At 70.3% G+C, this 17,633-nt stretch carries 14 protein-coding genes; 6 read left to right on the top strand and 8 right to left on the bottom strand.

From position 1 onward, the window contains the following. Positions 1–113 precede the first annotated feature (113 nt). Positions 114–1,211 (top strand): hypothetical protein, encoded by a 1,098-nt coding sequence (locus A3CQ_RS50995; RefSeq protein WP_020509063.1) that lies wholly within the window; start codon positions 114–116, stop codon positions 1,209–1,211. Here the strand turns inward: A3CQ_RS50995 and A3CQ_RS0101110 are convergent. Beyond that, on the bottom strand, positions 1,174–1,899 hold the full coding sequence (locus A3CQ_RS0101110) for a copper homeostasis protein CutC (protein WP_020509064.1): 726 nt from the start codon (positions 1,897–1,899) through the stop codon (positions 1,174–1,176). The two genes, A3CQ_RS50995 and A3CQ_RS0101110, sit on opposite strands and share 38 nt — an antisense overlap. A 66-nt stretch (positions 1,900–1,965) precedes the next feature. On the opposite strand from A3CQ_RS0101110, the gene A3CQ_RS0101115 reads away from it, so the two are divergent. Further along, positions 1,966–2,964, top strand: coding sequence for an SGNH/GDSL hydrolase family protein (locus A3CQ_RS0101115; RefSeq protein ID WP_020509065.1), 999 nt, complete (start codon positions 1,966–1,968; stop codon positions 2,962–2,964). Here A3CQ_RS0101115 and A3CQ_RS0101120 read toward each other — a convergent pair. Then, complete coding sequence (locus A3CQ_RS0101120) at positions 2,961–4,082, bottom strand: acyl-CoA dehydrogenase family protein (protein WP_020509066.1); 1,122 nt, start codon at positions 4,080–4,082, stop codon at positions 2,961–2,963. The genes A3CQ_RS0101115 and A3CQ_RS0101120 overlap by 4 nt on opposite strands. A gap of 85 nt (positions 4,083–4,167) precedes the next feature. Here A3CQ_RS0101120 and A3CQ_RS62450 point away from each other — a divergent pair, with 85 nt between their 5' ends. Continuing rightward, on the top strand, positions 4,168–5,757 hold the full coding sequence (locus A3CQ_RS62450; RefSeq protein WP_020509067.1) for an aldehyde dehydrogenase family protein: 1,590 nt from the start codon (positions 4,168–4,170) through the stop codon (positions 5,755–5,757). A gap of 127 nt (positions 5,758–5,884) precedes the next feature. On the opposite strand, the gene A3CQ_RS0101130 is transcribed toward A3CQ_RS62450, so the two are convergent. Then, positions 5,885–6,532 carry a GntR family transcriptional regulator gene (locus A3CQ_RS0101130; protein WP_245576963.1) on the bottom strand — a complete coding sequence of 216 codons (648 nt, stop codon included), beginning with the start codon at positions 6,530–6,532 and terminating at the stop codon, positions 5,885–5,887. Positions 6,533–6,648: 116 nt separating this feature from the next. Between A3CQ_RS0101130 and A3CQ_RS0101135 the strand changes: the two genes are divergently transcribed. Beyond that, entirely contained in the window at positions 6,649–7,539 is an 891-nt protein-coding gene (locus A3CQ_RS0101135) for an oxygenase MpaB family protein (protein WP_020509069.1), read from the top strand. A 559-nt stretch (positions 7,540–8,098) separates the two neighbouring features. Here A3CQ_RS0101135 and A3CQ_RS0101140 read toward each other — a convergent pair. From A3CQ_RS0101140 to A3CQ_RS0101150, 3 genes are all read right to left on the bottom strand, one after another. Then, positions 8,099–9,916, bottom strand: coding sequence for an AMP-dependent synthetase/ligase (locus A3CQ_RS0101140; RefSeq protein ID WP_020509070.1), 1,818 nt, complete (start codon positions 9,914–9,916; stop codon positions 8,099–8,101). A gap of 12 nt (positions 9,917–9,928) precedes the next feature. After that, a complete protein-coding gene (locus tag A3CQ_RS0101145; protein WP_020509071.1) occupies positions 9,929–10,741 on the bottom strand; it encodes an oxygenase MpaB family protein in 813 nt (270 codons plus the stop codon). 101 nt (positions 10,742–10,842) lie between these two features. Further along, on the bottom strand, positions 10,843–12,000 hold the full coding sequence (locus A3CQ_RS0101150; RefSeq protein WP_245576964.1) for a TetR/AcrR family transcriptional regulator: 1,158 nt from the start codon (positions 11,998–12,000) through the stop codon (positions 10,843–10,845). Positions 12,001–12,089: 89 nt separating this feature from the next. Between A3CQ_RS0101150 and A3CQ_RS0101155 the strand changes: the two genes are divergently transcribed. Next, a complete protein-coding gene (locus A3CQ_RS0101155) occupies positions 12,090–13,304 on the top strand; it encodes an acetyl-CoA C-acetyltransferase (RefSeq protein ID WP_026205172.1) in 1,215 nt (404 codons plus the stop codon). Further along, positions 13,301–15,385 (top strand): 3-hydroxyacyl-CoA dehydrogenase NAD-binding domain-containing protein, encoded by a 2,085-nt coding sequence (locus A3CQ_RS0101160; protein ID WP_020509074.1) that lies wholly within the window; start codon positions 13,301–13,303, stop codon positions 15,383–15,385. The genes A3CQ_RS0101155 and A3CQ_RS0101160 overlap by 4 nt, the downstream gene beginning before the upstream one ends. Positions 15,386–15,503: 118 nt before the next feature. Here A3CQ_RS0101160 and A3CQ_RS0101165 read toward each other — a convergent pair whose 3' ends face one another. Further along, a complete protein-coding gene (locus tag A3CQ_RS0101165; RefSeq protein ID WP_020509075.1) occupies positions 15,504–17,075 on the bottom strand; it encodes a DHA2 family efflux MFS transporter permease subunit in 1,572 nt (523 codons plus the stop codon). Positions 17,076–17,211: 136 nt separating this feature from the next. Continuing rightward, positions 17,212–17,487, bottom strand: a complete 276-nt coding sequence (locus A3CQ_RS0101170; protein ID WP_020509076.1) for a hypothetical protein — start codon at positions 17,485–17,487, stop codon at positions 17,212–17,214. Positions 17,488–17,633: the final 146 nt, after the last annotated feature.

Genomic DNA, 17,633 nt, shown 5'->3' on the forward strand with positions numbered 1-17,633 from the left:
TGGTGAACCGGGCGTGCGCTCATCCGCAACAGATGAAAGCGGCGCGGAATCCTTGTGCCGTCCGGTATTGACCTGGGACTATCCGGAAAATCCAGGTGCCGGAGGGCCGGGTCATGGGCACAGAAGCGACACTGGTCTTCCTGACCGTGGTCGGCGCGCGATTCGTCGTGCCGCTGTTCATCCCGAAGTACCCGCTGCCGGCGATCATCGTGGCGCTGGTGCTCGACGGGATCGACCAGACGATCTTCCAGTGGTTCGGCTACGACCCGCCGGGCTACCAGGGCTACGACAAGGCGATGGACATGTTCTACCTGTCCGTCGCGTACTTCTCGGTGCTGCGCAACTGGACCAGCCGGCCGGCGATCGAGGTCGCGCGCTTCCTGTTCTTCTACCGGCTGGCCGGTGTCGTGCTGTTCGAGCTCTTCGACAACCGGGTGCTGTTGCTGATCTTCCCCAACACCTTCGAGTACTTCTTCATCGCGTACGAAATCGTGCGGATGTTCTGGGACCCGGCCAGGGTGAGCATGCGACGGTGGGTGATCACCGCGGGGTGCATCTGGGTCTTCGTGAAGCTTCCGCAGGAGTGGTGGATCCACGTCGCGCAGCTCGACTTCACCGACACCGTGCGTGACCACCCGTGGATCGCGCCGGTACTCGCGGTGCTCATCATCGCGGTGGCGCTGTGGATCTGGCTGTGGCTGTGGCCGCGGTTGCCCGAGCGGGCGTGGCCACTCAAGCTGGCGGCCGACCCGCTGCCGGAGGAGATCGACACGGCGGCCGAGCGCGATCAGTGGGTGGCCTCGCACTGGCGGGTGTTCTCGTTGCCGACCCTCGAGAACGTCGTGCTCATCGGGCTGCTCTGCGTGATCTACGGGCAGGTGCTGCCGGAGCGTCGGACGAGCGATCTGGAGCTGTTCATCGGCATCGCGGCGTTCGTGGTGATCAACGCGGCGATCAGCCTCGCGGTGGCCCGGCGGGCCGGCGGCGTGGAGTCCATGGCCGCGTCGTTCGGGGCGCGGGTGCTGGTCAACGCCCTGCTCGTGCTGGGGGCGGACTGGCTGCTCAACCAGCTCGGCGACGACCTCAATCTCGGGATCGCGCTGTTCTTCTCGGCGCTGCTCAGCCTGCTGATGACGCTGGACGACCGGTTCCGGCCGGTCGAACAGGTGCGGTTCAGCGCCTCGCGGCCGCCGCTCGCAACGCGGACATGATGCGGGCGGCCTCGTGCTCGTCGGTGGTCTCGCGGCCCTGCTCCCCCGCGGGCGCCGAACTGCCGAGCGTGATGCCGACCGCGTCACGGACGGTGTGCTTGGCCGAGGCGTGGACGGCGTCGACGCCGGTGCGGACGATCTTCTCGACCAGGTGCGGGCGGACGCCGCCGCCCGCCATGATCTCGATCCGGCCGGCGGCTGCCTCGACCGCCCTCGCCAGGGTTTCCAGGTCGGTGGCGTCGGCGAGGATGCGCCGGACGCCCAGCCCGGCCAGCGTCTCGACGGCCTCCTCGGGGTCGTGGACCGTGTCGAAGGCTCGGTGGAACGTGACCTCCGCGTCGCCGGCCGCCTCGACTGCGCCCTCCATCAGCGATTTGTCCACTTTGCCGCCCTGGATGCCACCCATGACGAGACCGCACGCTCCCGCTTTTAGGACATTTACGATATCTCGCATTATGAGGGCCGTGTCGTCGGCGGCGTAGGCGAAGCCGCCGGCCCGGGGGCGGATCAGGACGTGCACCGGCGGGATGCCTGGCGTCGCGACCGCCGTCTCTATCAGGCCCAGTGACGGAGTCAGGCCGCCGAGCTGAAGCGCCGAGCAGAGCTCGATCCGATCGGGTTTGATCTTCGCCGCGACCGCGAGGCCGTGCGTGTCCTGAACCGCGAGCTCGAACTCCACCATGCCCATGATCGGATCATATCGACTGCTATAAATGTGGGAGCGCTCCCGGCCTCGTCGGAAAGGAAACCGATCATGATTCGCCTGGCGCTCGCCACCGTCCTAGCCACGTTCGCACCCATCACCGCGGCTCCCCTCGCGGCTGGGGACGGCTCCCCCACCGACTCGAACATCGCCTTCGTCGGGCGATGGAACACGAGCAATGCCGGCGCCTTCGTGCCGGCGTGGGCGGGCGCCTATCTCACCGCCGGTTTCACCGGCACGACCGTGAAACTCAAGCAGCGCAACAGCATCGACCTCTTCTTCAGCATCGACGGGGGTGCCGATCAATACCTGACAAATCAGACGGGTACGGTGAATCTCACGCCCACGAAGCTGGCGGCCGGACGGCACACGTTGCGCGTGTCGTACCGGGTGGTCGCGGGGTCGTACCACGGGGACGCGGTCTTCCAGGGGCTGGTCCTCGACGCGGGCGCCACGACGTACGCGCTTCCCCGGCCGGCGAAGCTGATCGAGTTCATCGGTGACTCGATCACGGTCGGCACCACCACGTCGAAGAACGCGCTCACCGCGTACGGCTGGCTGATCGGTGAAAGGCTCGGGGCGCGGCACACGCAGATCGCGCAGGGTGGGGCCTGCCTGGTCACCACCGCGGACGGCTGCGTCGGGCTCGAGGACTACTTCCTCAAGCTGAGCAGTGCCGCCACCTCCCCGGCGTGGGACTTCAGCCGGTACACGGCCGACGCCGTCGTCATCAACCTCGGCACGAACGACCTCGCGCACGGCACGCACACGACCACGTTCGAGCCGCACTATGTCCACCTGCTCGAGGAAGTACGGGCTAAATATCCGTCCGCGAAAATATTTGCCATGCAGACCTTCTGCAAGCGCTTCGGCGCGCAGACCCAGGCGGCCGTGCAGACGCGCAACGCCGCCGGCGACGCCAACGTCTTCTACGTCCCCACCGAGGGCTGGCTGGCCGCCGCCGACTACACCGACGGCACGCATCCGACCGACGCCGGCCACCGCAAGGTCGCGGATCGCCTCGCGCCGATCATCGCGGCCAAGCTCTAGAGTCCGAACGTCTTACCGATGATGTCGCGCTGGATCTCGCTCGTGCCGCCGTACACGGTCGAGACCAGCGCGGCCCGGACGTGGCGCTCCATGTCGTACTCGGTGGCGTATCCGTAGCCTCCCATCATCTGCATGCCGGCCAGCGCCACCTCGCGCGCGACCTCGGTGGTCTTGAGCTTCACCATCGAGCTTTCCCGAGGCAGTACACGCGACGGGTCGCGATCGACGAGCGCCGCGGTGCGGTAGACGAGCAGCCGGCAGCACTCGATCTCGGTGGCCAGGTCGGCGATACGGTGGCGCAGCGCCTGGAAGCTGCCGACCGGGCGGCCGAACTGGCGGCGCTCCCGCACGTAGGCGAGCGCGTCGTCGAAGGCCCGGCGCGCGGTGCCCAGCATGAGGGCGGCGAGGATGAGCCGCTCGAGGTTGAGCCCGGCCATCAGCTGCCGCCAGCCCTGACCGATAGTGCCCACCACGGCGTCGGCGGGGACCGCGCAGTCGGTGAAGTACAGGTCGTTGACCTCACGGCCGCCCATCGTGTCGATGCCGCTGATCCGCAGGCCCGGCGTGTCGGCCGGCACCAGGAGCATGGTGAGGCCGTCGTGGTCGCCCGGCCCGCCGCCGGTGCGCGCGACGAGCAGGATCGCGTCGGCGAAGTGCGCGTTCGAGCACCAGGTCTTCTGCCCGTTGATCACGAACCCGCTCGTGGTGGGCCGAGCCCGGCAGGCGAGGGCGGCGACGTCCGAGCCGGCCTCCGGTTCCGACATGGCGATCGAGTACGTCCGGCCGTCCGTGATCCCCCGCAGCACGGTCGCCCGCTGCATCTCGGAGCCGAAGCGCTGGATCGCCCCGGCCACGATCGCCGAGGTGGCGAACCCGCCGATCGGCGCCATGCCGTACCCCGTGTGCTCGAGGAAGAGGCAGGTGTCCACCATGCACTCCCCCAGCGCGACCTCGAGCCACCCGAGGTCGGCGAGCTTCTGGTAGAGGCCCTGGTGGTGCGCGTGGCGACCGCCGTCGGTGAGCTCGTCGCGCCGCAGGCGGGTGCCGCTCTCGCGCTTGCAGAAGTCGGCGACGGCCTCGGCGAAGGCGCGCTGCTCGTCGGTTAAGTCGAGATCCATGTCAATCCCTTCCGGCATCGTTCCTGGGATTTCCTGGGGATTGACAGCGAACGTAGCATATCAAATATCAAATCTGGAGGGTGTCATGGCCGCCACCACCTCGGTCTCCGTCTCCGCCCCTGTCGATCGCGCCCGCGCCGCTTCTCAGTGGTGGGGCGGCCTGAGTTTCGGCGAGCGGCGGGCCCGGCTGCTCGCCTGGAAACGGCACATCGCGGCCCGCGCCGGCGAGTTGGCCGCCCTGATCAGCGAGGAGACCGGCAAGCCCGCCGGCGACGCGCTGCTCGAGGTCATGCTCGCGGTCGAACACCTGGACTGGGCCGCCCGCAACGCCTCGAAGGTGCTGCGCCGGCGCCGTGTCCGGTCCGGGCTGCTCGCGGCCGACCAGGGCGCGGCGCTGTCCTACCGTCCGCTCGGCGTGATCGCCGTGATCGGCCCGTGGAACTATCCGGTCTACACACCGATCGGTTCGATTTCTTATGCGCTGGCGGCCGGCAACGCCGTCGTCTTCAAGCCGAGCGAACACACCCCACGAACCGGCACATGGCTGGCGTCGTCCTGGTCGGCGTCGGCGTCGGGCCTCGCGTCAGCCTCGAGCCCTGCGTCAGCCTCGAGCCCGGCTTCAGCGTCGGGCCCTGCGTCAGCCTCGAGCCCGGCGTCAGCTTCAGCGACGGGCCCAGCGTCGGGCCGGGCGTCAGCGTCGGGCCGGGCGTCGGCGTCGGGCCGGGCGTCGGCGTTGATGGAGCCGGAGCCGGTCCTGCAGGTGGTGACCGGCGACGGCACGGTCGGGGCGGCGTTGTGCGCGGCCGGCGCCGACAAGGTGGCGTTCACCGGCTCGGCGGCCACGGCCCGGCGGGTGATGGCGGCGTGCGCGCAGACCCTGACTCCCGTGGTGATCGAGGGCGGCGGCAAGGACGCGATGATCGTGGCGGCCGACGCCGACCTCGACGCCGCGGCCCGGGCGGCCGCCTTCGGCGGTTTCGGCAACGCCGGCCAGACGTGCGCAGGTGTCGAGCGCATATATGTGGAACGCGCCGTCTACCCAGACTTCGTCTCGCGCCTCAAGGCGATCGCCGAGTCGCTGCCGGCGGACGGGCCCGACCTCCCGTACGGCCCGATGACGGTCCCGTCCCAAGTGGACATCGTGCGGCGGCACATCGACGACGCGCTGGCCCACGGCGGTAAGGCGGCGGTGGGCGGTCCCGAGTCGATCCGCGAGCCCTACATCTTCCCGGTGGTGCTCACCGAGGTCCCGGAGGACAGCGCGGCGATGACCGAGGAGACCTTCGGCCCCACGCTGGTCGTCAATCCGGTCGACAATCTCGACGAGGCCGTACGCCTGGCGAACACCTCGACCTACGGCCTGGCCGCCTCCATCTTCTCCGCCAACCGCCGAGGCGCGGAGGCTCTGGCCGCCCGCCTGCGCACCGGCGCCGCCTCGATCAACGGCGTGCTCGGTTTCGCCGCCGTCCCCTCGCTCCCCTTCGGCGGCGTAGGCGACTCAGGCTTCGGCCGCATCCACGGCCCCGACGGCCTGCGCGAGTTCAGCCGCGCCCAGTCCGTGACGTGGCGCCGCTTTCCCGCCCCACTGGACCTGATGCGCCTGGGTCGCGACCAGGCTGTCCTGGACCGAGCCGCCAAGCTCTTCAAACTCCGCCACGCCCGCGGCACCCGATGACGACCGGTGGTCGCGCACGCCACCCGGCTCGGCCTCGGCACCCAGCCAATCGGTTCGCTTCCGCACCCCGCCCAGGTGCGCGGTGACCGCTCGGCGCGCGATGGCGAGGGGTGGCGGGGTTTGCGGGTCAGGTCCAGATGCCGAGGTCGTCCAGATGCTTGATGAGCAGCGCGGCGCCGTCGGTGAAGTGAGCGGTCATCACGGCACGGGCGGCGATCGGGTCGCGGTCGCCGAAGGCCGCCAGCAGACGGTCGTGGTCGGCGCGCATGCCGTCGCGCCACGCCGGGTCGGCGGCGTAGAAGCGAGCCGGGGTATAGCGGGTCGCCGTGTGCAGGAACCAGCTCAGCTTGCGCGCCTGCGCGAGCCGGTTGATCGTGCGGTGGAACTCGTACTCCAGTCGCTCGACCTCCTCGACCTTGCGACCCCGCGCAGCACGCAGCAGTGCCCGGTTCGCCACGATCAGCTCGCCCGTCTGCGCCTCGGTGATCCGCTCGGCGACGCGGGCGGCCAGGTCCCCCGCGATGTCCCCCTGCAGCTGGAAGAGGTCGGCGACGTCCTGCTTGGACAGCGGCGCCACCACGTACCCCTTGCGCGGCTGCAGCTCGACCATGTCCTCGCCGCGCAGCGTCAAGAGCGCCTCGCGCACCGGCGTGATGCTCACGCCGAGCTGGGCGGCGACCTCCTCGAGCCGGATCCGCGCGCCCGGCCGCAGGTCACCGGACATGATCCGCTCCCGCAGCGCGGTCGCCACCTCGTCGGCCAACTGGGGTCGCATCCGACCGACCATATCAAATATCAAAGAACGAGAAGTTCGGGGCGATCCGCTTGCCGCCGGCCCGGCTCGCCGAGATCCTGGAACGCACCGGCCCGGGTGAGGGAGTTGATGAGCTAGTGCGCAGCCGCTACCGCAACCTGAACCGAATCGCCGCCCTCGACCCCGAGCGCGACCACCTGGAGATCTACCAGATCTCGGTCGGCCTCGAGTTCCCGTGGGACTACACCCGCGCGCTGGAGTTCGCCCTGTTCCGCACCTACTGCGTCCCAAGCATCTCCCGCCTGCTGGCCGCCACCGGCGAGTTCGAGAACCGCCCGCAGAAGCGCTACGACGACACCTCCCTCCTGATGGCCGAGATCGCCGCCCACGGCTACGACTCACCCCGCGGCCGCGAGGCCCTCCGAGTCGTCAACCGGGCCCACGGCCGCTACGCCATCACCAACGACGACATGCTGTACGTCCTGTCCACCTTCATCTACGACCCCATCGCCTGGCTCGGCAAGTACGGCTGGCGACCCCTGCACGACCACGAGCGCCTGGCCGCGTTCCACTACTACCGCGCCGTCGGCACCCGCATGGGCATCCGCGACATCCCCGCGACCTACGAGAACTACGCCGCCTTCAAGCACGACTACGAGTCCCGCCACTTCGTCTACTCCGACACCAACCGCCGAATAGGCAACTACACGGTCGGCCTCTTCGCCGCCTGGTTCCCCTCCTTCCTGCGCCCGGCCGTGCGCCTGGGCGTCCGAGGCATGCTCGACGAGCCCATGCTGCGAGCCTTCGGCTTCGACCCGGCCCCCGCCTGGGTAGGAGCCTCCGCCGCCGCCGGCCTACGCGCCCGCGCGGCCGCCCTGCGCCTGGCCCCACCCCGCCGTCGCTCGGTCCTGGGTATCTCCAAGCGCAACCGCACCTACCCCGGCTACCCCACCGGCTACATCCCCGCCAACCTGGGCGCCCCCGCCCCACGCGAAGACCTCCCCGCCGAACACCTACGCCGCGCCTGACCAGCCCGCGCGCCCGCACCCACCGACGCGGACGCCAACGCCCTGCCTGCCCGCCCGCCACCACCAGCCCACGCCCGCCGTCGCGAACGCTCACGCCGCGCCCGCCCAGCCGAACGCCCCCACCCGCCCACGCGAACGCACCCGCCCACGCGAACGCACCCGCCGCGCCTGCCTGCCCGCGCGCCACCACCAGCCCACGCCCGCCAGCGCGAACGCTCACGCCGCGCCGGACCGGCCGAGCGCCCCACCCGCCCCACGCGAACGCACCCGCCCGCGCGACGCCCACGCCGCGCTTGACCGGCCGCGCGCCCGCACCGGTCCACGCCCGCCGGCACGAACGGTCACGCCGCGCCCGCCCGGCCGAACGCCCGGGCCCGCCGGCGCGGACGGTCGATCGGCGGTGGCCTGGGCGGAAAGCTGGATGGTCGCGCGAAGGCCCGGGGCACGGCTCTCTGACGGGCCGGGGTGAGGACAGACCCCGGATTGACCACGATGGGATTCATGCGGACAGCTTGCCCCTGGGGTATGACAAAAATCGGGGCTCGGCGGCAGGGGCGGGTCAGGAATCTCCGGCGGCTGGTCCGGAATAGAGCTCGTCGATGACGTCCGCGTACCTCTCCTGCACGACCCGCCGCCGGAGCTTGAGGGTCGGGGTGAGCTCACCGGTCACCGGCGTCCACGCCGTGGGCAGCACCCGGAACGACTTGACCTGTTCGGGCCGCGCCAGGTGATCATTCGCCGAGGCCACCGCGGCCCCGATCTCCTCGAGCACGACCGGCGACGACGCAAGCGAATTAACGGAAATATCCGAAATGCCGCGAGCGCGCGCCCACAACGGTGCCGTCTCCTCGTCCAGGACGATCAGGGCGGTCACATACGGCCGCCGGTCACCGATGGCGACGGCCTGAGCGATCAACGGATGAGCGCGCAGCAGATTCTCGATCTGGGCCGGCGAGATGTTCTTCCCGGCCGACGTGATGATCAGTTCCTTCTTCCGGTCGGTGATCGTGAGATACCCGTCCGCGTCGAGCACGCCCACGTCCCCGGTCGCGAGCCACCCGTCGGCGTCCACGACCGGGGCTACCCCACCCCCGGGTTGCAGATATCCGGCACAGACCAATGGCCCCCGTACGAAGATCTCCCCGTCCTCCACGAGCCGGATCTCCATCCCCGGATTGGGCCGCCCCACCGTCCCCGTACGGAAATGGTCGGGTGTGTTGATTGTCGCGGTGCCGGTCGTCTCGGTCATCCCCCACACCTCGAGGACGTCCAGGCCGATCCCGGCCAGGTAACGCAGCACCTCCACCGGAATCGGCGCGGCGCCGCTCCCCGCCCACATCATCTTGTCGAGCCCGAGCCGGGCCCGGAGCGGCCGGAGCACCTGCGCGTCAAGCGCATCGAAACGCGCGGAAAGATCGGGAGGGATCGGGAGGGAAGCCTCCCGGAGCTCATGGACCTGCGACGCGACCGCACTGGCCGCCGCCACCGCCGCTTGCACCGGCGGATCGGCCGCCGCGAGCTGACCCTGCAACCCGGCCACCATCTTCTCCCAGATGCGCGGCACCCCGAAGAACGACACCGGCCGGACCGTGACGAGCCCCGTCAGCAGCTGCGCCGGGTCGGGGCAGATCGTGACGTGCCCCGCCCGGTAGATCGGGTTGTAGATCCCCAGCATCCGCTCCGCTATGTGCGCAAGCGGCAGATAGGCCAGCGACTCCGGATGATCCGGCGTGGAGACGGTCGCCTCGAGTACGACCGACTGATAGATCACGTTCTGATGCGTCAGCACCACGCCCTTGGGATCCCCCGTGGTCCCCGACGTGTACAGCAACGTCACCGGCTGATCGGCGCGCACCCGGCGCCACGCCTCGGCGAACACCGACGGATCGGCCCGATGAAGCTCGGCACCCCGAGAGGCGACGTCCTGCAGCGACTCGCCGACCACCAGCACCCGCGGCGGCGTCGGCAACGCGTCGAGGATCGGCTTCCAGCGCGCGGCCATCTCGGCCGACTCGAGAACCAGGAACGTCGCTCCACTGTGCTCGGCCAGGTAGTGCAGCTGATCCGGGGAGAGCGTCGCGTACACCGTCGACGGCACCGCCCCCAGATGCGCCGCCGCGAGATCGGCGATCCAGTGCTCGGGCCGCCCCGGCATCATGATCAGCATGCGGTCGCCCGCGCGCAGCCCCGCCTCGGACAGGCCGCGGGCGAGCGCCGCCACCTCGTCGCCCAGCTCGCCCCACGTGTAGGTGCGGGAGCCGCCGAGCATGCTCAGGGCGGGCAGGCCGGCGAACTCGGTCGCGTTGCGGTGCAGCAGGGCGGGAATGGTCAGACCTCCCGCTTTTTCGGCGCACTGTTGGGCTAACGTATGGTCCATTCGCTGGCCTCCTCAGCCGTCGGCTGCTATGGGGGTGCGCCGCCGGGCGAACCGCCGGCGGAGATCGTTCAGGTAGTAGTCCTTCGCCGCGTCCCGCAGGACGTGCGGCAGGTGGGGATAGACGACGGACGCGGCCGACAGCCCCCCGTCGAGCAGCCGTTCGCGCCGCCGCGACCAGCGGAAGTGATAGCCCTCGCGGATCGGCGCCGGCAACAGCCCGATCGTGACGAACCGGTTGAGCGGAACACCGGGCCGCAGCGCGACCGGCAGATTCCGCGGCCACATCAGCGCATTGCCGATCACCCGGGCCTCGGCGCCGACCCGCAAGTTCACCACCATTTCTTCCCAGTACGAGGTGAACGCCGCGCGATCGGCGGGCCACGCCGACCCGGGGCATCCGATCGACGTCGCGAGCACGCTGTACTGCTGGTAGCAGACGTCGGCGTCGGCCGTGGGCAGCGGACCGACGACCCGCTGGTAGAGAACCATGGCGGTGTCGTAGAGCGTGGCGTTGACCCAGACCTGCAGCTCCGGGTCGTCGGCGCGGTAACCCGGCCCGGTGACCCGCCGGTGCATGGCGGCAACGGCCTGACTGATAGCCCGCGCCTCGTCCCGGGTGCCGAAGAGCACCCCGTACACGTAGATCATGGTCTTGCGAAGGCGATCGAGCGGGCGCCCGGCGAAATCGCTGTGGTCGTGGACGCCCCGGGCGACGCCGGGGTGCGCGATCTGGAGCAGCGTCGCCCGGCCGCCCCCGGCCAGCATCAGCCCCTCGCGCGCCACCCGGCGGATGACCGCGGCGTCGTCGAAGAGACCGTCTTCCATTCCGGCAACGTAAACGACGGTTAACTTCTTGGGAAGCCCCCGACGCGCATGCGCGATCAATCAGACCTTTGACCAGGTAGAACCTGTGAAACGAGATTAACTTAAGACCAAAGAACAACTTCTATCAGCCGTACGAGGTGACGGTCCATCGCCGTGCGACGGTCGAAGCGGACCCACCGGCCCAGGTCCGCCACCAGGTTGAGCGCCGCGTGCGTCAGCACCCGCGCCTCGGAGGCGGCGAGCCCGGGCCGGACGGCGACCACCAGGCGCACCCACTCCTCCACGTGCAGCCGCTGCACCTTGCGCAGCTCGTGCCGGTCGGCCTCGGGCAGGTTGTTGTTCTCGGCGAGGTAGACCGAGACGAGATCGCTGCGCTCGAAGGTGAGCTCCACATAGGACTCGGCCATCCGGTGCAGGGCGTCGGCGCCGTCCGCGGCGCCGTTCAGCGCGACCGCGGTCGCCTCGGTGACCCGCTCCGAGGCGCGGTAGAAGGCCGCCGCGAGAATGTCGCCCTTGCCGGGGAAGTAGCGGTAGACGCTGGACGCGTTGATGCCCGCGGCCCGGCCGATGTCCTCGATGTTGACGGCGTGGTACCCCCGGCGGCGGAACAGCCGGATCGACTCGGCCAGCAGGATCTCGCGGCGCCCGCCCACCCGGACCGGCGGCGGCGTCACGGCGGCCGGCACCGCGGCGGGCGTCGGCGGCTCGGTGGCCAGCACGGCCGCGGCGGCCCGGCGCAGCACCTGCTCGGCCCGGCCCTTCGCGATCACCGCCCGGTGGGTGCCGAGGCTGCCGAACACGCTGAGCGCGGCCCGGGCCAGCGCCTCGGCGTCGGCCGGTGACAACGCGGGCCGGGCGGCGGCCAGCGGCTCGGCGACCCGGTGCAGCAGCCGCCCGAGATCGTCACCGAACTCGCGGCGATGCTCCTCGGTGAGGTAGCGCCACTCCCACTGGTACAGCCCGACTGTCTTGCGGTGGGTCACGGCGACGGCGGCGAACGCGTCGAGCATCGCGTCGAACCCGACCACGTCGGTGGCGTTGAGCGTCGCGGCGACCAGCTCGCGGGTGGCGGCGACGAGGATCGCGTACTTGTTCTCGTAGTGCCGGTAGACCGCGGGGGCGCTGATGCCGACCACCGCGGCGATCTCCTCGAGGCTGACGCCGTGGTAGCCCCGCTCGCAGAACAACTCGGCCGCGACCTGCGCGATCCGGTCCTTGCGATCCTTCGGCCGACGGCGGCCGACCGTGGGGCTCTGCACCGGCACAGCGTACGCGAGTTAGCCCCGATTCGCTTCAGACGGACATCGATGGCCTTGACAGCAAGCCGAAAGACGTGAATAAGTTAACCATGATTCGCGGCCAGGAAGCGTTTATTTACGACGCCGTGCGCACACCCCGGGGGCGGGGGAAGAAGACCGGATCGCTGCACGGCACGAAACCGATCTCGCTGGTCACCGGCCTCATCGACGAGTTGCTCCGGCGATCGCCCGGCCTCGACCCGGCCGCCATCGACGACGTGGTGCTCGGCGTCGTCTCCCCGGTCGGCGAGCAGGGCGCCGACATCGCCAAGACCGCGGCCCTCGCCGCCGGCCTGCCCGACACGGTGGCCGGGCTGCAGGTCAACCGGTTCTGCGCGTCCGGGCTCGAGGCGGTGAACCTCGCCGCGCAGAAGGTCCGCTCCGGCTGGGAGGACATCGTGCTGGCCGGCGGCGTCGAGTCGATGTCGCGGGTGCCGATGGGCTCCGACGGCGGGGCGTGGGCGCTCGACCCCGAGACGAACCTGGCCACGGGCTTCGTGCCGCAGGGCATCAGCGCCGACCTGATCGCGACCATGGACGGCTACACCCGGCAGGATGTCGACGCGTACGCGTTGCGCTCGCAGCAACGGGCCGTCCACGCCGTGGCGAACGGCTGGTTCGACCGGTCGGTGGTGCCGGTGCGCGACCTCAACGGCCTGGTCGTGCTCGACCACGACGAGCACGTACGCCCCGAAACAACGCCGGAGGGGCTGGCCGCGCTGCCGCCCTCGTTCGCGAAGATGGACTTCTTCGACGCCGTGGCGCTGCAGAAATACCACTGGATCGAGCGGATCGAGCACGTCCACACGGCTGGCAACTCGTCGGGCATCGTCGACGGCGCCGCACTGGTGCTGGTCGGCTCGCCGGCGGCCGGCGAGCGGGCCGGGCTGACGCCTCGCGCGCGCATCGTCTCGGCCGCGCTCAGCGGCGCCGATCCCACGATCATGCTGACCGGGCCGGCGCCGGCCTGCCGCAAGGCGCTCGACCGGGCCGGACTCACCGTCGACGACCTCGACCTGGTCGAGATGAACGAGGCGTTCGCGTCCGCGGTGCTGCACTTCATCGACGACCTCAAGCTCGACCCCGAGATCGTCAACGTCAACGGCGGCGCGATCGCGCTCGGCCACCCGCTCGGCGCGACCGGCGCGATGATCATCGGCACGCTCGTCGACGAGCTCGAACGGCGCGGCGGCCGGTATGGGATGGCGACGCTCTGCATCGGCGGCGGGATGGGCGCGGCCACGATCGTGGAGGTGATCCGATGACCGGGACGATCCGCTGGGATCAGGGCGCGGACGGCATCGTCGTGCTCACCCTGGACGATCCGGCGCGCGGCGCCAACACCATGAACGACGCGTACGTGCGCAGCATGGCCGCCACCGTCGACCGTCTCGAGGCCGAGCGCGACACGATCACCGGGGTCATCGTCACCTCGGCCAAGAAGTCCTGGTTCGCGGGCGGCGACCTCGACCGCCTCCGGGCGATCGGACCGGACCAGGCGCAGGCGGCGCTGGACCGGGCCACCCAGGTCAAGGCCGACCTGCGCCGCCTCGAGACGCTGGGCCGGCCGGTGGTCGCGGCGCTCAACGGGTCGGCGCTCGGCGGCGGGCTCGAGATCGCCCTCGCCTGCCACCGGCGGATCGCGCTCGACGACCCGAGCCTGCAGGTCGGAGCGCCCGAGGTCACCCTGGGCCTGCTGCCGGCCGGCGGCGGCGTGGTGCGGACCGTCCGGATGCTCGGCCTGGCCACCGCCCTGACCGAGGTGCTGCTGACCGGCACCCGCCACCGGCCGGCCCGGGCGCTCGAACTCGGCTTGATCGACGAACTGGCCGACTCCCCCGAGGCTCTGATCACGGCGGCGCGGGCGTGGATCCACGACAATGCGGACGCCGCGCAGCCCTGGGATCGGCCCGGCTACAAGATCCCCGGTGGTGTCCCGACCGCGCAGCTCCCGGCCTTCCCGGCCACCCTGCGGAAGAAGCTCAAGGGCGCGCCCTATCCCGCGCCGCGCGCCATCCTCTGCGCCGCCGTCGAGGGCGCGCAGCTCGACCTCGACACCGCGTTCGTCGTGGAGAGCCGCTACTTCGCCGGCCTCGCCACCGGCCAGACCGTGAAGAACATGATCCAGGCGTTCTTCTACGACCTCAACGCGGTGAACAAGCGCGACGTCGGCGAGGTGCCATCGGTGCGCAAGGTCGCGGTGCTCGGCGCCGGCATGATGGGCGCCGCCATCGCGTACGTCTGTGCCCGCGCCGGTCTCGACGTGGTGCTGCGCGACGTCACCCTTGCGGCGGCGCAACGCGGCAAGGCGTACTCGGAAAGGCTGACGACGAAGCCGGAGCTCCTGGCCCGGATCACGCCGACCGCCGACGTGGCCGACCTGGCCGGCGCCGACCTGGTGATCGAGGCCGTTTTCGAGGACGTGGCGCTCAAGCACCGCGTCTTCGCCGAGATCGAGGACGTCGTCGCGCCCGACGCGCTGCTCTGCTCGAACACGTCGACGCTCCCGATCACCCTGCTGGCCGAGGGCGTCAGCCGCCAGGCCGACTTCATCGGCCTGCACTTCTTCTCCCCCGTCGACAGGATGCCGCTGGTCGAGGTCATCCCCGGCGAGAAGACCGGCGACGAGGCCGTACGCCGGGCGCTCGCGGTGGCCGCGCTGCTGCGCAAGTCGCCGATCGTGGTCGGCGACAGCCGCGGCTTCTTCACGAGCCGGGTGATCGGCACCTTCACCAACGAGGGCCTGGCGATGCTGGCCGAGGGGGTACCGCCGGCCAGCATCGAGCAGGCCACCAGCCAGGCGGGCTATCCCGCGCCGGTCCTGGCGCTCATGGACGAGCTCACCCTCACCCTCCCCCGCAAGATCCGCCGCGAGTACCAGGCCGCCGCCGGCGACGCCTGGGTGCCCCATCCCGCCGACGAGGTCATCGATCGCATGATCGACGATTTCGGCCGTCCGGGCCGTTCGTCCGGCGCCGGTTTCTACGTGTACGCGGAGGGCAAGCGCACCGGCCTCTGGCCCGGCCTGTCCGCCTTCGCCCGCCCCGACGTGAAGGTCCCGTTCGACGATCTCAAGGAGCGCTTCCTGTTCATCGAGGCCCTGGAGAGCGTGAAGTGCCTCGACGAGGGCGTGCTCAACTCGGTACCCGAGGCCAACGTCGGCTCGATCCTCGGCATCGGCTATCCCGGCTGGACCGGCGGCGTCCTGCAGTACATCAACCAGTACCCCGGCGGCCTGCCCGGCTTCGTCGACCGCGCCCGCGAACTGGCCGCCCGCTACGGCGACCGCTTCGCCCCTCCGCCACTGCTACTGGCCAAGGCCCGAGCCGGCGAAGTCTTCGCCTGACCCGGGGGAACGACACGGGGTGAGGGCCGCGATGCGGCTGGCATCGCGGCCCTCACCCCGTGATCGCGGGTTGCGGTGAAGGGAGGAAGGCCGCCCGGAGGCGGCCGACCTGAGAACGTCAGTGGGTCATCACCGGGGTCTCGGCCACGTCGTAGCCGGACGGGCCGTCGGTGACCGATTCCTTCTTGCGCGGGAGGAAGGCGATCGGGATGAACGTCGCCAGCACCAGGACGAAGCCGACCGTGAACGTCGTGGCGAACGAGTCGGCGGCGAACTGCAGGCCGCGCGCCAGCAGGTCGGCCGGGAGCGGAAGGTTTACCCCCTGCTGGTGGGCGATCGCGGCGCCCGCCTCGGTGATCGGGTCACCGGTTTTCGGGTTGGTCAGGCCGGGGATGTCGGGCGAGCCGTTGAGCTGGGTGGTCAGGATGACCGACATGGTCGCGGTGCCGATCGAGCCGCCGATCTGCTGCAGGATGTTGACCAGCGTGGAGCCGCGGGCCACGTCCTGGTGATCGAGCGTGCGCAGCGCCGAGGTCATGATCGGCATCATGGTGCCGCCCATGCCGAGACCCATCACGAACAGCGAGCCGCACAGCAACACGTACGACGTGTCGACGCCGACCTGGGTGAACGTGAAGAAGCCGATGGCGATCAGCGCCATCGCGAACGGCACCGTCCGCCCGACCGGGACGCGGTCGGCGAGCGTGCCGGCGATCGGCATCGTGATCATCGCGCCGAGGCCCTGTGGAGCCATCAGCAGGCCGGCGTGCAGCGTGGACTCGCCGCGGATCTGCAGGAAGTAGCTGGGGAACAGCAGGCCGGCGCCCATGAACGCGATGATGAAGACGAACAGCGCGACGGTCGAGACCGTCAGCCTGCGGTTCTTGAACAGCCGCAGGTCGAGCAGCGGATGCCGGGGCTTGAACGAGTAGAACACGAAGCTGATCATCATGACGGCGCCGACCAGCATGGGGATCCAGACCCTCGGCGCCGAGAACGTGCCCTCCTGTGGCAGCGAGGAGACGCCGAACAGGAACAGCGCGAGACCCGGGGACAGCAGCAGCATGCCGATGAAGTCGAAGGACTCGGACGGCGACGGGTTGTCCCTCGGCAGCGCGAAGTACGCGTACACCAGGGCCACCGCGCCGATCGGCACGTTGATCAGGAAGATCCAGTGCCAGCTCGCCGCCTCGATCAGCCAGCCGCCGAGGATCGGGCCGCCGATCGGGCCGAGCAGCATCGGGATGCCGAGGACCGCCATGAGCCGGCCGATCCGTTTCGGGCCCGCCGCGCGCGTCATGATCGTCATGCCGAGCGGCATCAGCATGCCGCCGCCGAGGCCCTGGAGCACCCGATAGCCGACGAGCTGCTCGATCGAGGTCGCGGTCGCGCAGAGAGCGGAGCCGGCGGTGAACAGGACGAGCGCCATCATGTACAGCCGTTTGGTGCCGAACCGGTCGGCCGCCCAGCCGCTGAGCGGGATCACCGTCGCGAGGGCCAGCGTGTAACCGGTGAGGGTCCAGGCGACCTGTGCGTAGGTCGCGTTGAACTCGATCTGGAAGGTCGGCAGGGCGACGCTCACGACCGTGATGTCGAGGATGGACATCACGGCGCCGAGCACCACGACGCCGGCGATCTTGAATACTGCGGCGTCCAGCTTCTCGGGCGGCGCCGCCGCTTGTTCAGTCACGAAGTGCTCCAGAGATCGCGATCACTGTGTGTATGGCCTGGATCCTGCCATTGATGCAGGTCGCGCGGCATCCCGTTTTCCGACAGGGTGACGCCGATCACTCAGTGAGTTCTCAGGAGGCAAATCCGGTGACCGGTCAAGCGGCGACGAGCTCCCGATCGGGCTCCGGAGGCTGGGCCGCGGCGGGCGCTAGAGAGACCAGGCTGAGCGCCCAGCGCATGCGCGGAGCGGCGGTCTCGGGGTAGTCCCCGTAGGCGGCGGCCATCAGGGCCACACAGCCGCGGGTGCCGCCGCATGCGTGGACGGAGGCGGCGATCGCCGAGCGGATGGTGCCGGCGGCGGGACGGGACCCGGTGGGCAGGTCGCTGGCGAAGAGGGCGGCGGCGCGGGCGGCGAGAAGCTGGGTTCGCATTTCGATCATCTCCGATGTCGTGTGCGGTTACAGGCCTCAGGGTGCGCCTCGCTCGCCACTGATCGCCTCCGGGTTTTCGCCGGAATCGATGACCGGTGACCCCTGCGGGCCTCACCTGACAAACGCCTGAGCGGCCCAGACGGTTC

The sequence above is a fragment of the Paractinoplanes globisporus DSM 43857 genome (assembly GCF_000379645.1).
GTDB lineage: Bacteria > Actinomycetota > Actinomycetes > Mycobacteriales > Micromonosporaceae > Actinoplanes > Actinoplanes globisporus.